The organism is Agrococcus baldri (assembly GCA_900114805.1).
Taxonomy (GTDB): domain Bacteria; phylum Actinomycetota; class Actinomycetes; order Actinomycetales; family Microbacteriaceae; genus Agrococcus; species Agrococcus baldri.
Window position 1 is genome coordinate 270,563 of record FOZN01000002.1, and the last position, 20,147, is coordinate 290,709.

General features: G+C 72.1%; 23 protein-coding genes. 12 read left to right on the forward strand and 11 right to left on the reverse strand.

Going from position 1 to position 20,147, the window contains the following annotated elements; all coding sequences use genetic code 11:
* Positions 1-132: 132 nt before the first annotated feature.
* From BM288_RS05415 to BM288_RS05440, 6 genes are all read right to left on the reverse strand, one after another.
* Positions 133-735 carry a hypothetical protein gene (locus tag BM288_RS05415; protein ID WP_092916711.1) on the reverse strand — a complete coding sequence of 201 codons (603 nt, stop codon included), beginning with the start codon at positions 733-735 and terminating at the stop codon, positions 133-135.
* A gap of 72 nt (positions 736-807) precedes the next feature.
* The gene (locus BM288_RS05420; RefSeq protein WP_092916713.1) at positions 808-1,920 is read right to left on the reverse strand and encodes an NAD(P)-binding domain-containing protein; all 1,113 of its coding nucleotides are present in this window, start codon (positions 1,918-1,920) and stop codon (positions 808-810) included.
* Between the two features lie 95 nt (positions 1,921-2,015).
* Positions 2,016-2,462 carry a hypothetical protein gene (locus BM288_RS05425; RefSeq protein ID WP_092916715.1) on the reverse strand — a complete coding sequence of 149 codons (447 nt, stop codon included), beginning with the start codon at positions 2,460-2,462 and terminating at the stop codon, positions 2,016-2,018.
* Between the two features lie 70 nt (positions 2,463-2,532).
* On the reverse strand, positions 2,533-3,459 hold the full coding sequence (locus tag BM288_RS05430) for an AEC family transporter (protein WP_092916717.1): 927 nt from the start codon (positions 3,457-3,459) through the stop codon (positions 2,533-2,535).
* Positions 3,460-3,594: 135 nt separating this feature from the next.
* Positions 3,595-4,146, reverse strand: coding sequence for an orotate phosphoribosyltransferase (pyrE, locus tag BM288_RS05435; protein ID WP_092916719.1), 552 nt, complete (start codon positions 4,144-4,146; stop codon positions 3,595-3,597).
* 36 nt (positions 4,147-4,182) lie between these two features.
* Positions 4,183-4,839 carry a DinB family protein gene (locus BM288_RS05440; protein ID WP_092916721.1) on the reverse strand — a complete coding sequence of 219 codons (657 nt, stop codon included), beginning with the start codon at positions 4,837-4,839 and terminating at the stop codon, positions 4,183-4,185.
* A gap of 87 nt (positions 4,840-4,926) precedes the next feature.
* On the opposite strand from BM288_RS05440, the gene BM288_RS05445 reads away from it, so the two are divergent.
* Both BM288_RS05445 and BM288_RS05450 read left to right on the forward strand, forming a co-directional pair.
* The gene (locus BM288_RS05445; RefSeq protein ID WP_092916723.1) at positions 4,927-5,739 is read left to right on the forward strand and encodes an exodeoxyribonuclease III; all 813 of its coding nucleotides are present in this window, start codon (positions 4,927-4,929) and stop codon (positions 5,737-5,739) included.
* Positions 5,739-6,110 (forward strand): hypothetical protein, encoded by a 372-nt coding sequence (locus BM288_RS05450; RefSeq protein ID WP_092916725.1) that lies wholly within the window; start codon positions 5,739-5,741, stop codon positions 6,108-6,110. Before BM288_RS05445 ends, BM288_RS05450 begins: the two co-directional genes overlap by 1 nt.
* Position 6,111: 1 nt before the next feature.
* Here the strand turns inward: BM288_RS05450 and BM288_RS05455 are convergent, their stop codons facing one another.
* The gene (locus BM288_RS05455) at positions 6,112-6,729 is read right to left on the reverse strand and encodes a hypothetical protein (RefSeq protein WP_143103032.1); all 618 of its coding nucleotides are present in this window, start codon (positions 6,727-6,729) and stop codon (positions 6,112-6,114) included.
* 303 nt (positions 6,730-7,032) lie between these two features.
* Between BM288_RS05455 and BM288_RS05460 the strand changes: the two genes are divergently transcribed.
* From BM288_RS05460 to BM288_RS05495, 8 genes are all read left to right on the forward strand, one after another.
* Positions 7,033-8,400 carry a DUF6421 family protein gene (locus BM288_RS05460; protein ID WP_092917724.1) on the forward strand — a complete coding sequence of 456 codons (1,368 nt, stop codon included), beginning with the start codon at positions 7,033-7,035 and terminating at the stop codon, positions 8,398-8,400.
* 75 nt (positions 8,401-8,475) lie between these two features.
* Positions 8,476-9,714, forward strand: coding sequence for a glycosyltransferase (locus BM288_RS05465; protein WP_092916729.1), 1,239 nt, complete (start codon positions 8,476-8,478; stop codon positions 9,712-9,714).
* Between the two features lie 155 nt (positions 9,715-9,869).
* Positions 9,870-11,105 (forward strand): glycosyltransferase, encoded by a 1,236-nt coding sequence (locus BM288_RS05470; RefSeq protein ID WP_092916731.1) that lies wholly within the window; start codon positions 9,870-9,872, stop codon positions 11,103-11,105.
* Positions 11,106-11,214: 109 nt separating this feature from the next.
* Positions 11,215-11,850 (forward strand): NAD(P)-dependent oxidoreductase, encoded by a 636-nt coding sequence (locus tag BM288_RS05475; RefSeq protein WP_092916733.1) that lies wholly within the window; start codon positions 11,215-11,217, stop codon positions 11,848-11,850.
* A gap of 96 nt (positions 11,851-11,946) precedes the next feature.
* A complete protein-coding gene (locus BM288_RS05480; protein WP_092916735.1) occupies positions 11,947-12,138 on the forward strand; it encodes a hypothetical protein in 192 nt (63 codons plus the stop codon).
* 43 nt (positions 12,139-12,181) lie between these two features.
* Entirely contained in the window at positions 12,182-12,691 is a 510-nt protein-coding gene (locus BM288_RS05485; RefSeq protein WP_092916737.1) for a nitroreductase family deazaflavin-dependent oxidoreductase, read from the forward strand.
* A gap of 25 nt (positions 12,692-12,716) precedes the next feature.
* Positions 12,717-13,346 carry an SDR family NAD(P)-dependent oxidoreductase gene (locus BM288_RS05490; protein ID WP_092916739.1) on the forward strand — a complete coding sequence of 210 codons (630 nt, stop codon included), beginning with the start codon at positions 12,717-12,719 and terminating at the stop codon, positions 13,344-13,346.
* 6 nt (positions 13,347-13,352) lie between these two features.
* Positions 13,353-13,541, forward strand: a complete 189-nt coding sequence (locus tag BM288_RS05495) for a hypothetical protein (RefSeq protein ID WP_092916741.1) — start codon at positions 13,353-13,355, stop codon at positions 13,539-13,541.
* A 151-nt stretch (positions 13,542-13,692) separates the two neighbouring features.
* Here BM288_RS05495 and BM288_RS05500 read toward each other — a convergent pair whose 3' ends face one another.
* The 4 genes from BM288_RS05500 to BM288_RS05515 all read right to left on the reverse strand — a co-directional run bounded on the left by BM288_RS05500 (position 13,693) and on the right by BM288_RS05515 (position 18,239).
* The gene (locus tag BM288_RS05500) at positions 13,693-14,136 is read right to left on the reverse strand and encodes a nitroreductase family deazaflavin-dependent oxidoreductase (RefSeq protein ID WP_092916743.1); all 444 of its coding nucleotides are present in this window, start codon (positions 14,134-14,136) and stop codon (positions 13,693-13,695) included.
* A gap of 55 nt (positions 14,137-14,191) precedes the next feature.
* A complete protein-coding gene (locus BM288_RS05505; RefSeq protein ID WP_092916745.1) occupies positions 14,192-15,190 on the reverse strand; it encodes a cation diffusion facilitator family transporter in 999 nt (332 codons plus the stop codon).
* A complete protein-coding gene (locus BM288_RS05510) occupies positions 15,187-15,660 on the reverse strand; it encodes a transporter substrate-binding domain-containing protein (protein WP_092916747.1) in 474 nt (157 codons plus the stop codon). The genes BM288_RS05505 and BM288_RS05510 overlap by 4 nt, the downstream gene beginning before the upstream one ends.
* A 65-nt stretch (positions 15,661-15,725) precedes the next feature.
* The gene (locus BM288_RS05515; protein ID WP_092916749.1) at positions 15,726-18,239 is read right to left on the reverse strand and encodes a DEAD/DEAH box helicase; all 2,514 of its coding nucleotides are present in this window, start codon (positions 18,237-18,239) and stop codon (positions 15,726-15,728) included.
* Between the two features lie 197 nt (positions 18,240-18,436).
* Between BM288_RS05515 and BM288_RS05520 the strand changes: the two genes are divergently transcribed.
* A complete protein-coding gene (locus BM288_RS05520) occupies positions 18,437-19,861 on the forward strand; it encodes an SDR family NAD(P)-dependent oxidoreductase (RefSeq protein WP_404799693.1) in 1,425 nt (474 codons plus the stop codon).
* Positions 19,862-19,907: 46 nt separating this feature from the next.
* Entirely contained in the window at positions 19,908-20,132 is a 225-nt protein-coding gene (locus BM288_RS05525; protein WP_092916751.1) for a putative acetyltransferase, read from the forward strand.
* Positions 20,133-20,147 lie beyond the last annotated feature (15 nt).

A 20,147-nucleotide genomic window follows, 5' to 3' on the forward strand; every position in this document is an offset into this window, starting at 1 on the left:
GGAGCCCGGCCTCGCGGGCTGAAGTTTTCCTCAACAGCGGGTTGGAATCCCGCGTTTTGGCACAGCGGGAGCACCAACCGTCACGCAAACGGCTTGAGGTGGCCGACCGCCGCCAGTTCGACGCGAGCGCTCTCAGGCTTCCGCGAGCAGGCTGATCACGTGCGCGCCGAACGCGGCGCCGGCGAGCGCGGCTGCCGCTCCGGCCAGCGGGATGACCACCTTGTCGACGGGGCGGTGCGGGACCTCCCGCGCGTCGAGTCCGTCGAGCCGGATCCAGCCGTAGCGGGCTGCCTTCCCACGGCGCCCGGCGAGCACGGCGAGTGCGATCGCCAGCACCGCCGCGACCACTGAGATCGGCAGCCACCACTGCGGTAGTTCGGCGCCCTCGGCGGCGAAGAACGGCGCGAAGGCGAGCGCCGCGAGCAGCAGCGTCAGTACCCACCAGGTGGTGGGCGGGCCGAAGCCGCGCGCCATCAGCATCCACAGCGCGGTCCCGCCCGCGAGCGCCACCACGCCCATCGCGAGCCCGCCCCAGCCGGCCACCTGGCAGACGGTGTCGGAGTGGATGCCGCACGCGCCGTCGCGGTATGAGAGCAGCAGGCCGGCCGCCCGCGATGCCGAACTCGCCCCGAAGCCGACGGCAACCCATCCGACCAGCAGGCCGAGCCAGGCCGTGAAGCGATCGCCGGCGACGATGAACGGCGGCGGCTTGAAGAAGCGCGACGACCAGCTCATGCCTGCCACGCTACGCCGCGCGCGCACGGCCGGCGTCGGCGAATGCGGCAGCGACTGCCTCCGGCGGCGGAGTCAGGCGGATGCGGCGAGCACGCGCTCGCGGCCCAGCAGCCGGTCGAGCTCGGCGACCGCCGCCCGGCCGGCGCGGTTGGCACCGACGGTCGACTGGCTCGGCCCGAAGCCGATCAGGTGCACGCGCGGCTCGACGACCACGCGCGTGCCCCGCACCTGCACGGCGCCCAGCTCGTTGCGCAGCGACAACGGATCGAGATGGGCGAGGTTGGCCGTGAAGCCCGTCGCCCACAGGATCGCGTCGACGCTCGTGAAGCTGCCGTCGGCCTCGCGCACGCCGTGCGGCTCGAGAGCCAAGAACATCGGCCGCCGCTCGAGCGCCCCGCGGGCCTCGGCGCGGCGCGCGTAGTCCGTCCAGAGCAGGCCCGTGTACGAGACGACGCTGCCGGTGGGGCGGCCCGCTTCTGCGTCGGCGGTGACCCGCTCGATCACGTCGCGGCCGATCGTCTCCGGCTCGAAGTCACCCTCGAGGAAGACCGGCTCGCGGCGGGTGTACCAGCGCGTGTCGGTGACCGCCGAGAGCTCCTCCAGCAGCTGCACGGCCGAGATGCCGCCACCGACCACCGCCACGCGCTGGCCGCGGAACGCATCCGCCGACACGTAGTCGCGGGTGTGCAGCTGGCGGCCGCGGAAGGCATCCGCCCCCGGGTAGACGGGCAGCCGCGGGCTGTTCCAGGTGCCGGATGCGTTGATGACGGCCCGGGTGCGCCAGGTACCGTCGGCGGTGGTCACCAGCAGCTCGCCGTCGGGCTCGTCGTCGGTGCGCTCGACCGCGGTGACGATGACGGGGCGCAGGATGGGCAGCTGCCGCTCGCGCTCGAAGGCGGCGAAGTAGCGGGGCACGGCGGTGCGGCTGGGTTCGGCCGGATCGGCGGGCGGCTGCTCGAAGCCGGGCAGGTCGAAGATGCCGTTGACGGTCGCCATGCGCAGCGACTCCCAGCGGTGCTGCCAGGCGCCGCCCGGTGCCGCATCGGCGTCGAGCATCACGAAGCTGCGCTCGGCGTGCGGATGCTGGATGGCGCTCAGGTAGCCGCGCCGCTGCAGGTGGTGGCCAGCGGAGAGGCCGGCCTGGCCGGCGCCGATGACGACGATCGTCGCGGTCCTGTCGGCCATCGCCCCTCCACTTGTTCAAATTCCAACGATAGGGACAACAGGCGGGCGAGCGCGAAGATTCCCCACGCGCGAGGGCGATCGAGCGCGGCGGACGGTCAGAAGGCGAAGACGAGCGTCTGCAGACCGGCGGAGAGCAGGCCGACGAGCCCGAGGGCGCCGACACCGATGGCGACCCCGGCGAGCACGCGGGGTCGCTCGCGGCGGAGCACCGAGCCGATGCCCAAGCCGAGCGCGCCCAGCGAGAGCGCGCCGACGACGAGCCCCATCACTCCGCCGGCCATGCCGATCATGGACGGAGCCGTGCCGCTGCGGATGAGCGCCATCGTGATGAGCGCCTGGATCGGCCCCATCAGTGCGACGAGCACGGCGAGGGCGAGCGCCACCATGGCGAGCGCCTTGCGCGGGCGATCGGCCGCCGGCCGCATCGACGCATGCGGAACGTACCGCTGCGGGTACTGGCCCGGCGCCTGCTGGTGCGACGCGTGCTGGATCGGCGCCTGCTGGGGCTGCGCGTACTCGGGCTGCGGTGCGGGCTGCGTCATCCGCCCAACCTATGCGCGCGTGCTGAGCGCGCCCTGACGCATCTGCGTTCGGAGCGCGGACGGATCACCCCTACGCGGGCTTCACGAGCCAGGCGATGAGCAGCATCACCGGCAGCGCCAGCACGGTCGTCAGCAGCACGATGTCGCGCGTGATGACGGTCGCGCGGTCGTAGCGCAGCGCGTACTGGTACATGTTCTGCGCGCTCGGCAGCGCCGCCATCACGGTGCAGGCGTAGACGAGCTGATCGTCCATGCCGAAGACGAAGCGCGCGAGCAGGAACGCCGCCGCCGGCATGACCGCGTTCTTCAGCGCGACCGCCAGCCACACCTCACGCCGGCCGGTGCCCGGCTGCAGGGGCCGCTCACCGCCGAGCGAGATGCCGAAGGCGAGCAGCATCAGCGGCACCGCCGCCCCGCCGAGAATCTCGAGCGGCGCCAGCACCGGAGCAGGCAGCTGGATGTCGAAGGCGGCGACCAGCGCTCCCAGCAGCGAGCCGATCAGCATCGGGTTGCGCAGCGGCTGCGTGAGGATGCCGGCGACGGATGCGCGACCACTGGTGAGGATGTCGAGGGTCAGCAGGAGCACGGGGGCGATCACCAGCAGCTGCAGCAACAGCATCGGGCCGACGAAGCTGGCATCGCCGATCACGTAGATCGCCACCGGCAGGCCGATGTTGTTGACGTTGCTGTAGCCGGAGGCGGCTGCGGCGAGCGCGATGCGGCTCGCGTCCTTCGTCAGCCAGATGCGGGCAACGGCGATGTAGATGAGCGCGACGGCGACGAAGGCGAGCAGCGCGACGGCGAGCACGCTCGAGAAGAGCAGCTGCACGTCGGACTCCGCCAGCACCGTGAACAGCAGCGCGGGGCTGGCCGCGAAGAAGGAGGTCTTGTTGAGGACCAGGCGGCCCTCTTGCGAGACGATGCGGAAGCGAGCGAGCAGCCAGCCGACCAGGATGACGAAGCCGATGATGGCGAAGCCGATCAGCACTCCGCCCACGTGACCCCCCGCATCCGCTTGTCAGATAGCCAATTCTGGCACGGTCGCGGCTGTCGATCCGCAGATCTCAACGTGTCAGGCAGCGGTTCGCCGCACACGGTGCGGCGAACACACACCTGACACGTTGAGAGTCGACTACTGGGGCGTGAGGCCGAGGTCGTCGAGCGTGATCGCCGCGCGGTACTCGACGCCCGTCGCCTCGATCGCCGCCTGCGCACCGGTCGCCCGGTCGACGATCACCGCGACCGCCACCACCTCTGCCCCCACCTTGCGCAGCGCCTCGATCGCCGCGATCGGGCTGCCACCGGTGGTCGAGGTGTCCTCGAGCACGACCACGCGCTTGCCGGCCAGCTCGGGGCCCTCGACCTGGCGGCCGCGGCCGTGGTCCTTCGGCTGCTTGCGCACCACGAACGCGTCCACGGCCAGATCGCGCGCGAGGCCGCGGTGCAGCACGGCATTGGCGAGCGGGTCGGCGCCCATCGTGAGGCCGCCGACGGCCGAGATGTCGGGCAGGTCCGCCATCAGGTCGAGCAGCACGTCGCCGATCAGCGGCGCCGCGCGGTGGTCGAGCGAGAGCTTGCGCAGATCGATGTAGTAGCTGGCGCGCTTGCCGCTGGTGAGGACGAAGTCGCCGTGGAAGACGGCCTCGTCACGGATGAGCTGGATGAGCTGGTCGCGCGCGGTCACGGCGACAAGGCTACTGGGCGCGCGTGCCGGGATGCATCAGCCGGCGGCCGCCTCCGTCGCGCCGGCGGCGCTCGCCGCGCTCGCCGAGCTGGGGGTCGCCGGGTGGTCGCGCAGCGGCACGAAGCTGACGCGCGGGTGCCGGCCGGTCCAGGCGGCGAAGCGCTCGGACCGGGTCGCGTCGGCCGGCGGCTCGACGGGGTCGCCGAAGATGCCGGGCCTGCGGATCGCCGACTCGTCGGCGCGATCGCGATAGTCCTCCATCCACTCCAGCAGCTGGGCGGGGAACTCGAGGTTGGCCGCCAGCCCCACACGCACCGCGCCCCAGCGGATGTCCCACGCGTGCAGGGCCATGTCGAGCGTCGCGAGCGGCAGCGCGCGGAAGGAATCCTCGCCCGCCTCGTGGGCGGCGCCGCGCAGCTGCGTCGCGAGCTGCTCCCAGACAGTCACCGAATCCCAGTCGGTCGAGGGTGCCGTGATCGAGGCGTGATCGGCCGTCACGTCGTTCGCGCCGAGCGCCCGGCCCAGCAGCGCCGAGCCGCCGTACTCGCCCTGGACGCCGGTCGTGTGGCGGATGACGTCGGCGATCGACCACTCGTCGCACGCCGACGGCAGCCCGAGTCGATCAGCCGACGCCCGCGCCTCTGCCGAGAACAGGTCGAGGGCCTGGAGGTAGCGGTCGCGCGCGTGTCCCATCGTCCCAGTCTGTACCCCTTCGCATGCCAGGCCACCGACGGCCCGCCCACGATGCGGAATCCTCCGCTGCGCCCGTAGGCTCGGAGCATGCGCATCGCCACCTGGAACGTGAACTCCGTGCGTGCCCGCTCGGCCCGCATCGTCGACTGGCTCGAGCGCAGCGACGTCGACGTGCTCGCCATGCAGGAGATCAAGTGCAAGACCGAGCAGTTCCCCTACGCGGCCTTCGAGTCCGCCGGGTATGAGGTGCAGGCGCACGGCTTCAGCCAGTGGAACGGCGTCGCGATCGCCTCGCGGCTGCCGATGACCGATGTCGAGCGCGACTTCCCCGGCCAGCCCGGCTACGCCAACACCGGCGACCCGGTGGTCGAGGCGCGCGCGATGGCTGCGACCGTCGAGGGCGTGCGGCTGTGGAGCCTCTACGTGCCCAACGGCCGCGAGCTCACGCACGCGCACTACGGCTACAAGCTCGAGTGGCTGCGGGTGCTGACGGGGCTGCTCGATCAGTGGCGCGGGCAGCCGCTGGCGCTGATGGGCGACTTCAACATCGCCCCGCTCGACCACGACGTGTGGGACATCGGCGTCTTCGACGGCGCCACGCACGTGTCGCAGCCCGAGCGGGATGCGTTCAATGGGTTGCTCGAGGCGGGTCTCGTCGACGTCGTGCGCGACCGGGCCCCCGGCTACACCTACTGGGACTACAAGGCCGGCCGCTGGAACAAGGACGAGGGCATGCGCATCGACTTCGTGCTCGGCACGCCCGAGCTGGCCGAGCTGGTCGGCCGCGCGTCGATCGACCGCGATGAGCGCTCCGGCGACGCCCCCAGCGACCACGTGCCGGTGGTCGTCGACCTCGATCTCGACACCGAGCTCGACGACGACCGGCCGATGATCTTCTGATGACGGATGCGTCGGGCGGGCCAGAGGGCCTCAGTCACGAGGAGTGGGAGGAGCTCGAGCCGCAGCGCGAGTGGACGACCGCCGACCGCTGGCGGATGGCCGCGTGGGTGCTCATCTTCGTCAACGTGCTGGTGCTGCTGCTGGCCGCGCCGATCGGCGACGGCGGGCTCATGCAGGCGGCCGAGGCCGCCGGCTCGGATGTCCAGCCCGCGCGGCTCACCTACTGGATCTCGCTGCTCGGCTGCGCGCTGGTGGGCAATGGGATCGGCGCCGCGGCCGCCGCCACGCGGCAGCGCTGGGCGATCGTGCCGCCGATCCTGGCGGCCGCCGGCTGCTGGGCCGGCTTCCTCATCGCGCAGGCGCTGGTCTGAGCTAGCGGGCGTCGGCGCGCGACTGCCCGACCGGCGCAGCATCGCCATCGGCGGCGCTGTCACCATCGGCGACGCTGTCGCGATCGGCGACGCTGGCGCGATCGGCGACGCTGGCGCGATCGGCGACGCTGGCGCCAGCGACGCTGGGCAGCGGGCGCGGCGCCTCAGCAGCAGCGTCGATCGGCGCATCGGCGTGCTTGCCGAGCACCCGCAGCACGATCGCGACCAGCACGGCGCAGCCCAGCAGCACCCACGAGGAGAAGACCAGCGCGAGCGGCACACCCCGCGCACTGATGTCGCCGAGCCGCGCGTTGCCGAGGAAGAGCCCGAGCGACGTCGTGAAGGCCAGGACGACGACGACGCCGGCGGAGGCGCCGAGCCAGAAGGCGGAGGGCCGCCGCCAGACCGCCGCGCGCCCGATCACGAGCAGTGCCCAGGCCAGGGAGGGCGTGAGCACAGAGGCCAACCAGTAGGGCATCAGCTCGGGCACGTCCGGATCGACCCGAGCGATGATGGCCGTGCTGATGGCGACGTGCAGCCCCACGACGATCGCGACCGGTATTCCGGTTGCGAGCACCGGGTGGTCGTTGCTGGGGTTGACGTCCAAAGGCTGCTCCAAGGCTTGAGGGTATGCCCGTCCGGGCGAGAGCGCCAGAGGTGTCCGCCAGATCCTGCAGCGCTCCCCGGATCGGGCGAGGGTGCGCTGAGCCGAAGCGTGCCCCCGGCCGCTGACACCCGCCCGACGCAACTCCCTTGCGGGCGACGGCGGCCTCACGCGCAACGCTCAGAACTGGCGGCAAAGGCGGCCCGGAGCGCAAGATATCTGCGCCAAGGGGCCTCTACGCTGGAAACACGCACCGATCGAGCGCCACCGCGCCCCGATCGCCCACCCGCGAATCCCTCCAGGAGGCTCCCCGTGACGATGACCCAGGCCACCGCAGCCGACCTCCGCCAGCACGCCGCCTGGCTGCAGATCAAGGCGGCAGCGACCGCGCTGCAGCCGATGCAGTCGAAGAACGGCTCCATCGAGGAGCCGGGCGACCACGACGCGGCCCGCGCCCACGTGACCGAGCTGGTGCAGGGCATCCGCGACATCGCCCCCGAGTTCCCGCACGACGCCGACTATCTCGAGCAGGCCGCGATCGACTTCGAGCGCTGGGCGGCCGAGGGCTTCGGCGAGCCCGACTTCTTCGACGCGCTCATGCAGTTCCAGCCGCAGCAGCACCGCGTCGACGGCCTCAAGCACCTGGTGATCTTCCCGATGTACACGCAGAACGGCTCGGCCAAGCGCCTCGTCGAGGCCGTGCTGGTCGAGGTCATCTGGCCCGAGTTCATCGCCGAGCTCGAGGCCGGCGACTACTCGAACGCGCTGTTCGTGCCGCTGCGCTTCATCGACTTCACCGCCGGCTACGACACCAACTCGGCGGTGCTCTTCCCCGAGACGGTCGCGATGCGCGAGATCCCCTCGTTCACGTGGGGCGCCATCTTCCAGGACCGCGAGGCCGCGCGCTTCCGCCGCGTGGTCGACGCCGCGTGCGAGGTGACGAAGCTCGAGCTGCCCGCCGACGCCGCCGAGCTCATCGCCGACCAGCGCACGGCGGAGGAGACCTTCGTCATGTGGGATCTCATCCACGACCGCACGCACATGCGCGGCGACCTGCCCTTCGACCCGTTCATGATCAAGCAGCGCATGCCGTTCTTCCTCTACTCCCTCGAGGAGCTGCGCTGCGACCTGACCGCATTCCGCGAGTCGGTCGCGATCGAGCGCCGCATCGCCGCGGACGAGAAGGCGACGGATGCCGACCTCGCGCTGGCGAAGCACGCCAAGCACGTGCAGTACGCCGTCATCTTCGACCGCATCTTCCGCTTCGCGATCACCGGCTCGCGCGTGCGCAACTACGACGGTCTCGGCGGCCAGCTGCTGTTCGCCTGGCTGCACCAGCACCGCGTGCTGCACTGGACCGACACGCAGCTCGCCTTCGACTGGGACGAGGTGCCCGACGTCGTCAACAAGCTCGGCGAGGCCATCGAGCTGCTGTACTGGAAGTCGATCGACCGCCCGAAGGTCGCGCACTGGCTGGCCGCCTACGAGCTGGTCTCCTCCGTGGTCGAGCCGCACCCCGCATCCGCGTGGAAGGCCGGAGACCTGCCGCTCGACGGTGTGCCCCGCCAGCTGACCGACCTGGTGATGGACGACGAGTTCCCGCTGTCGATGTTCTACGAGGCGTTCGAGAAGAAGATGCGCGAGACGATCGCCTCCACCGCCGGCATCACCGCCGAGACCGCCTAGCGAGCGCTGCCCCGCCGACGTACAGTGAGCGGCGGGGCACTCACGCAGCGTCGCTGCCCCGTCTGGAGTCACGCCATGGCGACCATCGCGGCCTACACGAGTCCCGCGCTGGGCCACGTGCTGCCCTTCGCCGGCGTGCTGCTCGAGCTGCAGCGGCGCGGCCACCGCATCCGCATCCGCACGCTCTCGAGCGAGGTCGGGCGGATGCGCGACCTCGGCTTCGAGGCGGACGCGGTCGACGCGAGCGTGGCGGCCGTGGAGTTCGACGACTGGCGCTCGCGTCGCGTGCTCGACAACTACCGGCGCATGTGCGAGACCTTCAGCGAGCGAGCCCGGCACGAGGCGCCCGACATGCGCGCGCTCATCGGGCAGGCGCAGCCCGACCTGCTGCTCACCGACGTCAACACGTGGGGCGCCGCAGCCGTCGCCGAGAGCACGGGGCTGCCGTGGGTGTCGCTCGCGACCTACCCGCCGGCGATGCGATCGCGCGGCTGCCCGCCCTACGGCCCCGGCCTGACGCCCGCGAACGGGCTCGGCGGCCGGCTGCGCGACGCGCTGATCGATCGCCTCATCTATCGGCCGGCGATGCGCACGACCACGCCGATGCTCAACGCGCTGCGCGCCGAGATCGCGCGGCTGCCGCCGGTCGACTCCTACGACGCGATGGTGCGCCGCGCGCCGCTCACGCTCGTCACCACCGCCGAGCCGCTCGAGTACCGGCACGACGACTGGGCGCCGCGCCTGCAGCTCGTCGGTCCGACCGCCTGGGAGCCGCCCGCGCCCGCTCCCGCGTGGCTCGCCGAGGTCGACCGGCCGATCGTGCTCGTGGCGACCGCCACCGAATACCAGGGCGACACCGACATCGTGCGCGTGGCGCTCGACGCGCTCGCCGACGAGCCGGTCACGGTCGTCGCCACCATGGCGCACGGCGCGCGGCTCGGTGCCCCGCTGCCCCGCAACGCGCGCATCGAGCGCTTCGTGCCGCACAGCGTGCTGCTCGAGCGCGCGACGGTCGCCGTCACGCACGGCGGGCTGGGCGTGACGCAGAAGGCGCTCGCGCACGGCGTGCCGGTGGTGGCGGTGCCCTACGGCCGCGACCAGTTGGAGATCGCCGCACGCGTGCAGCACGCAGGCGCGGGCGTGCGGCTGCACCGCTCCCGCCTGACGCCCGAGCGGCTGCGCGGAGCGGTGCACCGCGCCCGCGGGATGCGCGCGGGGGTCGCGGCCGTCGCCGCCGGTCTCGAGGCGGCCGGCGGAGCGCCCAGAGCGGCCGACCTGATCGAGGAGCGGCTGCAGGCGAGCGCGCCCGTGTAGCCGCAGCACATCCGCACGCTCGGTGGTTCCGTCGCGGGCGCGAGAGCACTAGCGTTGACCCTTGGCCGCGATCGACGCTCGCGGCACGAATCCCAGCCCCGGCATGCACGGTCCCCAGCCACTGCATCCGCCGTGGCATTGCAAGGAGGCACCGCGTGGCCCTCATCGCGGCCTATACGAGCCCGGCGCTCGCGCACGCCTTCCCGTTCGCCGGCATCCTGCTCGAGCTGCAGCGCCGCGGCCACCGCATCCGCATGCGCACGCTCCCGGCGGAGGTCGACCGCATGCGCATGCTCGGCTTCGACGCCGACGCCATCGACCCGGCCATCGGCGAGATCGACTTCGACGACTGGCGTGCCGCGAGGCCCTTCGACAGCCTCGTGCGGCTGAGCGAGCTGTACTGCGCGCGCGGCCGGCTCGACGGCCCCGACCTGCGCGCGCTGCTCGAGCGCGAGCGCCCCGACCTGGTGCTCACCGACGTCAACACCTGGGGCGCGGCAGCGGTCGCCGAGGCCTCTGGGCTGCCGTGGGCGGCGATCTCGCCCTACACGCCGGTGCTGCGCTCGCGCGGCTGGCCGCCGTTCGGGCCGGGGCTGCGGCCGATGCGGGGGCCACTCGGGCGGATGCGCGACGCCTCGGTCACCCGCACCGTGCTCGACGCGGCGACCCGCGTCTCGATGCCCAAGATCAACGCGCTGCGCGCCGCGGTCGCCGGCCTGCCGCCGCTGGAAGACTTCGATCAGGTGCTGCGCCGCGCGCCGCAGATGATCGTCACCACCGCCGAGCCGTTGGAGTACGCCCACACCGAGTGGGGGCCGCGGGTGCCGATGGTGGGGCCGACCACGTGGGAGCCGCTGGCCGCCATGCCCCGCTGGCTCGACGAGATCGAGGGGCCGATCGTGCTGGTGACCACCTCGAACGACTTCCAGGGCGACACTGACATCGTGCGCGTGACGCTCGCGGCGCTCGCGCACGAGCCGGTCACGGTGGTCGCCACCATGCCGGCCGAGGCGCGGCTCGGGTTCCGGCCGCCGCCCAACGCGCACGTGACCGGCTTCCTGCCCCACGGGCCGATCCTCGATCGGGCCATCTGCGCCATCACCCACGGCGGCATGGGCGTGACCCAGAAGGCGCTCGCTCAGCGAGTGCCGGTGGTGGTGGTGCCCTGGGGCCGCGACCAGTTCGAGGTCGCCGCCCGGGTCGAGCACGCGCGCGCCGGGGTGCGGCTGCCCCGCAAGCGGCTGACGCCCGAGCGGCTGCGGGATGCGGTGCGCCGCGCCCGCGGGATGCAGGCCGGTGTGGATGCGGTCGCTGCGGGCTTCGAGGCGGCGGGCGGCGCTGGCCGGGCCGCCGACCTCATCGAGGCCCAGCTGCACGAGCAGACGCGGTAGCCGCAGGAGCCGCCGGTCTGCGCAGACGCGCCACGGCACATCCACCGGAATGCGCGCACCGCCCTCGTCGTTGTCTGAGTGCAGAGACTTCGAAGAGAGGAACGCACACATGGCGAAGATCACGGTGCTCGGCGCGACAGGGTTCGCGGGCAGCAACATCACCGAGGAGGCCGCGAGTCGCGGGCACGAGCTCACGCTGGTGTCGCGCTCGACCCCGCAGGATGCGCCCGCAGGAGCCCGCGTCATCAAGGGCTCCGTGCTCGACGGCGACGTGCTCGCGCAGGCGATCGACGGTGCCGACGTGGTCGTCGGCGCGCTCTCGCCGCGCGGCGACATGGAGGGCAGGGTGGCGGATGCGTATGCCGACATCGCGGGCCGGCTCGCGGGCACCCCGACCCGCTTCATCATCGTCGGCGGGTTCGGCTCGCTGAAGGACGAGGCCGGCGAGCGGATCGTCGAGACCGACGCCTTCGCGCCGGAGTACAAGGGCGAGTCGCGCGAGCTGTTCGCCGCCTACGAGCGGGTCAGCGCCGTCGACGACGTCGACTGGACGTACGTCTCCCCCGCCGGCACCTTCGGCAGCTTCGTGCCCGACCAGACCCGCCGCGGCGAGTACCGCACGGGCGGCGAGACCCCGCTGGCGGCCGACGGCTCCGCGATCTCCGGCCCCGACTTCGCCCTCGCGATCGTGGACGCGATCGAGTCGAGCGAGCACAGTCGCGCGCACGTGCACTTCGCGTACTGAGCCACACGCGCCGAGGAGGCTGCGGTCCACGAGGCCGCAGCCTCCTCGGCGGATCGACCCCTGGCCAGCCGCCCATGGAGGTGGCACGGTGGGGTCATGAGCATCGACTGGGTACCCGACTACGGCGAGCTGCTCAAGCGCGGGCTCTCGATCCCGCTCGAGGGCAGCGAGAATGACGCGGTGGACGCCGTGCTGGCGCAGCTGAACGCTGGCGGCGCGGTGCCGCCCGAGTCGGAGGTGCGGCAGCTCGTGCAGGATGCCCGCAAGGGCGCCAAGCGGCACGACTGACAGACCACCGCCCGGCACCGGCTGCCCGTGCGACGATCGTCGCATGAGCATCCGCCAGCGCCTCCGCCGCCTGCTCGCGCCGGTCACGCGCACGCGCGCGTTCCGCCGCATCGGACCGAGAGCACTGCCGGTCGCCGAGCGCATCGCCAAGCGGCTGACCGGCGGGCGCCTGGTGGTCTCCGGCATTCTCGTGCCCTCGCTCGTGCTGCACACGGTCGGCGCGAAGAGCGGGCAGCCGCGCGCGAGCGAGCTGATGTTCACGCCCGACGGCGACGGCGGCGCGATCATCGCCGGCACCAGCTTCGCCCGCGCGCAGCACCCCGGATGGACGGCGAATCTCGCCGCGCACCCCGACGCCGAGGTGGTCGTGCGCGGCCTGCGCTACCCGGTGCGCGCCGCCCGCATCCCGAACGCCGAGCGTGACGCGGCTTGGGCCCGCATCGAGGCGCAGTGGCCCGGCTACCGCGCCTATGAGCGCGACTCCGGGCGCACCGTGCGGCTGTTCCGGCTGACGACGGATGCGGTCCCGTCGCCCTTCCGCGAGCGCCGGTAGCGCTCGGCACGGCAGACTGGGCGCCATGCGCATCCTCATCGCGGGCGCCACGAGCGCGCTCGGCCACGCCACCGCATCCGCCCTGCTCGACGCAGGTCACCACGTCATCGCCGTCGGATCGAACGCCGACCGGCTCGGACTCGTCGACGCGAGCGAGCGCTTCGAGTGCGACCTGACCGATCTCGAGGCGGTCGGGTCGCTCGCCGCCGAGATCGGCGAGCTCGACGGCCTGCTCCACCTGGTGGGCGGCTGGCGCGGCGGCGGCGGCCTCGCCGGCCAGACCGACGAAGACTGGGCGTGGCTCGAGTCGCGCGTCGTCGGCACGCTGCGCAACACCACGCGCGCGTTCGCCGGCGCGATCGGGCGCTCGGATGCGGGTCTCATCGCGATCGTCTCGTCCACCGGTGTGGAGCACCCGACGGCCGGCAACGCGAACTACGTGGCGCTGAAGGCGGCGGCCGAGGCATGGCTCGCGGCGGTCGGGCACGCCCTGCGCGACACGCCCGCGCGCACGGTCGTCAAGCGCGTGAAGTCGCTGGTCTCGGATGCCGAGCGGGCAGCGCAGCCCGAGCGCGCCTTCGCGGGCGCCACCGACGTGACCGCGCTCGCGGCCGAGCTCACGGCCGAGTTCGCGCCGAACCCCACCTTCGACTGAGCTGCCGTGCGCACCTTCCGCCCGGTGCCGCCCAGCACGGCCTGGCTGCTCGTCGGCCTCATCGCGCTCGCCCTGCTCCTCACCGACGCATTGCTGCCGCAGTGGCTGAGCGGTGGCATCTTCGCGGTCGCGCTCTCGGCCTATCTGTGGTCGGGCACGCGCCGCACCCGGACCGACACGGCGGACGACGCCTGATCGGGCGGCGCCCGGGTCGTGCGCTGCCCGTTCGGCGTCACGGCCGGCATCGGCTCCCGTCCGTCAGACGGGCGTGCGGTTCGGCAACGACGTTTTCAGGGTTGCCGAACCAGGGACCCGTCCGAAGGGCGGGAGCATGCGCTGCGGCGGGTCAGTCGGGCTTGCGCTCCAGCACGAACACCGGGATCAGGCGCTCGGTCTTCTGCTGGTAGTCGGCGTAGGGCGGGAAGGCCGCCACCGCGCGCTCCCACCACGCGTCGCGCTCCGCGCCGGGCTCGAGCTCGCGCGCGAGGTAGTCGTGCCGCTCGGCGCCGTCCTGCAGCTCGACGTGCGGCTGCGCCTTGAGGTTGTAGTACCAGACCGGGTGCTTGGGGGCGCCGCCCATCGAGGCGACGACCAGGTACTCGCCGTCGTGCTCGACCCGCATCAGCGCGGTCTTGCGCAGCTTGCCGGTCTTCGCGCCGACGCTCGTGAGCAGGATGATCGGCATCCCTCGCAGCGTGTTCGCCTCCGCGCCGTTCGAGGCCTCGAACTCCTCGGCCTGCTTGCGCGCCCAGTCGGATGTGCTCGGTGCGTACTCGCCCTGCAATGGCATGCGTGCTCCTGGTTCGATCGGGGTGCTGGACCCCGACGAGACTATCGGCGGCCGCTCAGCGGTTGCGCTCGGACTGCCGGTTGCGGTCCGGGCCGCCCACTTCCTCGGGCAGCTCCTCGATGGGCACGAGCACGATGTCCTGCACCTTCCAATCGAGGTCGATGCACGCGTCGCGCGCCTCGGCCAGCTCCTCGAGCGATGGCATCATGCCCGGTCGCGGCACGATGAACGACTCGATGTGGAAGACATGGCCCTGATCGCGCGTGCGCGAGCCGACCTCCTTCACCCACGGCAGCCCGCGCAGCAGGTCATCGACCTTCTCGGTGACAGGATGCGGCCTGCCGTCGTCGAACGTCGTCGCGCGCGTGTCCATGAGGTCGGTGATCGATGCCTTCATGTTCTTGCAGCCATCCCAGAGGATGCTCACGGCGATGAACAGCGCAGCCGCCGAGTCGGCCCACCAGAGGCCCAGCCCGATGCCCGCGACACCGACGATCGAGCCGGCCGCGGTCATCCAGTCGGCCTTGTTCATGTCGGCGTCGGCGTAGAGCACCTTGTCGTGCAGCTCCTTCGCGAGCCGCATCTTCACCCGGCCGAACCAGATCGGCAGCGGGATCGTCAGCGCCATCGCCGCCATCATGAGCCAGCCGAGCCAGATGGTCTGCCCGAACAGCACGACGCCGCCGATCGGCGGGTGCTCGGCGCTGATGAGACCGGAAGCGGAGTCGAAGGTGAGGAAAGCGCCCATCGTGAACAGCGCGACCCCTGCGACCAGGTGCGCGACGCCCACCGAGCGGTGGTAGCCGTACGGATACTTCGCGTTCGGCCGCTTGTTCACGAGCCGCACTGCGAGCAGGAAGGCGAACGGCGGTGCGAGCGAGAGCATGTCCTCGATCCAGGCGGCCTTCATCGCCTGCGAGGAGCCCATGACGAGGTAGACCATCGTGATCGCCACCGCCAGGAAGGCGATCGTCCACCACTCGATCCTGATCGCCGAGCGCAGCGCCTTCTCCTGCTGCCCTGGCAGCTCGGTGCGGCCGAAGCGAGCGCTCACAGCCCCGTCTCCTCGTGCAGGAAGCGCTCGAGCGCGAGCTGGAAGCCGTTCTCGCCCATGCGCACGAGCATGACGTGCTGCCGGGTCTCGTCGCCCGACTGCGTCTCCGCGTACGGACGCGTGGCCGCTCCGCGGTCGCTCCACGGCGTGTCCGCGAGGAAGCCGCCGAGCACCACGTCGAGCTCCCCGCGCTCGAGCGACTCCATCAGCGCCGCCTCGCTGCCGGTCGTCCACGCGATCTCTGCGCCGAGCTGCCCGGCGAACTCCACGATCAGTTCCGGCTCCGTGCCGGTGGGCTCCTCGCCGCCCTGCAGCTGCACCCAGGGCTCGTGCTCGGTCACTCCCACGCGCAGCACGCCATCCCTGACGCGATCGAGCGTGCCCTCAGGATCGGCGGGCACCGACGCGCAGCCAGACAGCATGACGACCGACAGCGCCGCCGCCACGATCAGCCCACGGATTCGCATCATGCCGCCGACCATAGCCACCTGCCCGGGGAGCTGACTCACAGCGCGCTCCGGCTGGCGCTCGGGGTCTACATGCGCCCGACGCGCGTGACCTGCACGACCGCCACTCCCGCATCCGCCGACGCCTGGAGGTCGACGGTCGCCCAGATGCGCCAATCGTGGTCGCCGGCCGGATCGGCGAGGATCTGCTGCGCCTCCCACACCTCGCGCCCCTCGTCGATGACCAGCATGCGCGACGAGCGGGCGTCGGCGCCGGTGCCGATCGTCTCGTGCTCGTCGTAGTAGGCGTCGAGGGCGTCACCCCACGCATCCGCGCCGAACGCAGGGTCGAGCTCGCCGAGCGCCTCGTGCTTGTCGAGCGCCGCGAGCTGCACGCGGCGGAAGAGCTCGTTGCGCACGAGCGTGCGGAAGGCGCGCGGGTTCGCCACCACGCTGGGCGGCGGGGGCGGCGCGATGGGCGTCTCGCCGGGCCCGGTGGGGTGCATGAGCTCCTCCCACTCGTCGAGCAGGCTCGAGTCGACCTGCCGCACGAGCTCGCCCAGCCACTCGATGATGTCGAGCAGATCCTCGCTCTTGGCCTCCTCCGGCACCGTCTGCCGGATGGCGCGGAAGGCGTCCGAGAGGTAGCGCAGCACCAGCCCCTCCGAGCGCGCGAGCGAGTAGTGCTGCGTGTAGTCGGCGAAGGTCATCGCCCGCTCCCACATGTCGCGCACCACCGACTTGGGCGAGAGCGCGAAGTCGCCCACCCACGGCTGCGACGAGGCGAAGACCTCGAGCGCGGCGGTCAGCAGCTCCTCGAGCGGCTTGGGGTGCGTGACCTCCTCGAGCAGCTCCATGCGCTCCTCGTACTCGATGCGCTCGGCCTTCATCGCCGCGACCGCCTCGCCGCGCGCGAGGAACTGCTGCTGCGACAGGATCGGCCGCGGGTCGTCGAGCGTCGACTCGATCACCGAGACGACGTCGAGCGGATGCGTCGGCTCAGCCGGGTCGAGCATGTCGATGACCGCGAGAGCAAAGGGTGAGAGCGGCTGGTTGAGCGCGAAGTTGGGCTGCAGGTCGACGGTGAGGCGGATGCGCTGGCCGCCGGGCATCGACGGGTCCGGCACCTGCTCTACCACGCCGGCGGTGCGGAGGGTGCGGTAGATCGCGAGCGCGCGCCGCTCGAGCGCGAGCTGCGCGCGGCGCGGCTCGTGCGTGGAGGCGATCAGCTCGCGCATGGTGGTGAAGGCGTCGCCGCCGCGGCCGATGACGTTGAGCAGCATCGAGTGGCTCACCTGCATGTGCGGCACGAGCGGCTCGGGCTCGGCCTCGATGAGCTTCTCGAACGAGGGCTTGCCCCAGGAGACGAAGCCCTCCGGCGCCTTCTTCCGCACCAGCTTGCGGCGCTGCTTCGGGTCGTCGCCGGCCTTCGCGAGCATCTTGGCGTTCTCCGCCTCGTGCTCGGGCGCCTGCACCACCACCGTGCCGGCGGTGTCGTAGCCCGCCCGGCCCGCACGCCCCGCGATCTGGTGGAACTCGCGCGCCGTGAGCTGACGCATCCGCTGCCCGTCGAACTTCGTCAGGCCGGTCAGCAGCACCGTGCGGATGGGCACGTTGATGCCGACGCCGAGCGTGTCGGTGCCGCAGATGACGCGCAGCAGCCCCTGCTGCGCGAGCTGCTCGACGAGCCGGCGGTACTTCGGCAGCATGCCCGCGTGGTGCACGCCGATGCCCGAGCGCACCAGGCGCGAGAGCGTCTTGCCGAAGGTGGTGGTGAAGCGGAACTCGCCGATCGCCGTGGCGATCTCGTCGCGCTGCTCACGGCTGACGATCTTCACCGACGAGAGCGCCTGCGCCCGCTCGAGGGCGGCCGCCTGGGCGAAGTGCACGATGTAGACGGGGGCGCGCTGGGTGGCCAGCAGCTCCTCGATCGTCTCGTGCACGGGGGTCATCGCGTACTCGTACGACAGCGGAACGGGCCGCTCGACGCCGGTGACGAGCGCGGTCTCGCGGCCGGTGCGGCGGCTGAGGTCATCGGCGATCGCGGTGGTGTCGCCGAGGGTCGCCGACATGAGGATGAACTGCACATGCGGCAGTGTCAGCAGCGGCACCTGCCAGGCCCAGCCGCGCTGCGGGTCGCCGTAGAAGTGGAACTCGTCCATCACCACCTGGTGCACGTCGGCCTCGTCGCCGTGGCGCAGGGCGAGGTTGGCGAGGATCTCGGCGGTGCAGCAGATGATCGGGGCGTCGGGATTGACGGAGGAGTCTCCCGTGACCATGCCGACCTGCTCGGCCCCGAAGGTCTCCACCAGGGCGAAGAACTTCTCGCTCACCAGGGCCTTGATCGGGGCGGTGTAGAAGGAGCGCCGACCCTGCGCGAGGGCGGCGAAGTGGGCGCCGGTCGCGACGAGCGACTTGCCGGTGCCGGTGGGGGTCGAGAGGATCACGTTGCTGCCGGTGACGATCTCGAGCAGCGCCTCCTCCTGCGCGGGGTAGAGCGTCAGCCCGCGCTCGGCCGACCAGGCCTCGAAGGCGTCGAAGGCTCGGTCGGGGTTCCAGGTGCCGGCGTCCCGGAGCTGTGTGGCGTGGTCGAGGAGGCTCATCGCCTCGAGTCTGTCGCACTTGCGCCGGCGGCGGACGCTCCGCGGCGCGCGTGGGTTCGGTAGAATCTCCTGTGCTCCCCCCTCAATCGGACTCCTCCGGCGCGCCCGCCGACGTGCCAGCGACGCCCGACGCAGCGGCCGCCGCGGCAGTCGGCGCCGAGCCGACGACGCTCTCGCCAGATGACGTCGAGACGACGCTGCGGGTGCTCGCGACGCTGCACGAGATGGATCGCGACGACCCGAACTACGTCGCCGTGCGCCAGGCCACCGCGAACATGTTCAAAGAGGTCAAGCTCGCGAGCCGCAAGGCGAAGCACGCGCGCATCCAGGCGGCCGACCGCGCCGTGATCGCCGCCACCGCCACCGGCGCCCCCGACCGCATCGACGACGAGACGCGCGGCATCCCGCTGGCGAGCCGCGCATCCGCCCCCACCGCCGGCACGCTGCTGAAGTCGCGGGGCTGCTACATCTGCAAGCAGCAGTACACGCTCGTCGACGCGTTCTACCACCAGCTCTGCCCCGACTGCGCGCGGCTCAGCCACGCCAAGCGCGACGCCCGCACCGACCTGACCGGCAAGCGCGCGCTGCTCACCGGCGGCCGCGCGAAGATCGGGATGCACATCGCGCTGCGGCTGCTGCGCGACGGCGCCCACACGACGATCACGACGCGGTTCCCGCGGGATGCGGTGCGCCGCTTCTCGTCGCTCGAGGACTCGGCCGACTGGCTGCACCGGCTGAAGGTGGTCGGCATCGACCTGCGCGACCCGGCGCAGGTGGTCGGGCTCGCCGAGGACGTCGCGGCGGCCGGCCCGCTCGACATCCTGATCAACAACGCCGCGCAGACCGTGCGCCGCTCCCCCGGCGCCTACGCGCCGCTCGTCGAGGCCGAGAGCGCGCCCCTGCCGGAGCTCTCACCGCACGGCGGCCCGATGCCCGAGCTGGTGACCTTCGGGCACACGAACGACGCGCATCCGCTCGCCCTCGCCGCCTCGGTCGCGAGCCACCCGATCCTCGCGGCCGCCGCGAGCACCGCCGACGAGCTGACCGCGCAGGCGATGGCGGCCGGCAGCAGCTCGCTCGAGCGGCTCGCTGCCGGCACCGCCATCGACGCCGGCGGCCTGCTGCCCGACGAGGAGCACATCAACTCCTGGACGCAGCACGTCGACCAGGTCGAGCCGCTCGAGATGCTCGAGGTGCAGCTGGCGAACATGACGGCGCCGTTCCTGCTGGTGTCGAAGCTGCGGCCGGCGATGGCCGCATCGACCGCGCACCGCAAGTACATCGTGAACGTCTCGGCGATGGAAGGTGTCTTCGGCCGCGGCTACAAGGGCCCCGGCCACCCGCACACCAACATGGCGAAGGCCGCGCTCAACATGCTCACCCGCACGAGCGCGCGCGAGATGTTCGAGCGCGACCGCATCCTCATGACCGCCGTCGACACCGGCTGGATCACCGACGAGCGCCCCCACTTCACGAAGGTGCGCCTCGCCGAGGAGGGGTTCCACGCCCCGCTCGACCTGGTCGACGGCGCCGCCCGCGTCTACGACCCGATCGTGCGCGGCGAGGCGGGCGAGGATCTCTTCGGCATCTTCCTGAAGGACTACGTCAAGGGTGCCTGGTGAGCGCTCCCGCCGGTCGAGGAGCGGCCGCGGGCCGCGGCACTCGGTCATGACCCCTGCGGAGCTGCGCGCGCTGCCGCTCGGCACACGCCTGGTGGTGCGCTACCGGCTGCACGACGCGGCGCACGGGGCCACCGATGCGCTGGGCGACCTGGTCGCGGTCGATGCGGTCACGTGCACGGTCGCCACGCGTCGCGGCGAGGTGGTCATCCCCATCGCCGACATCGTCGCTGCGAAGCAGGTGCCGCCGCCGCCCGCGCCGCGCCCGCGATAGCACCGCGCGTCGTGC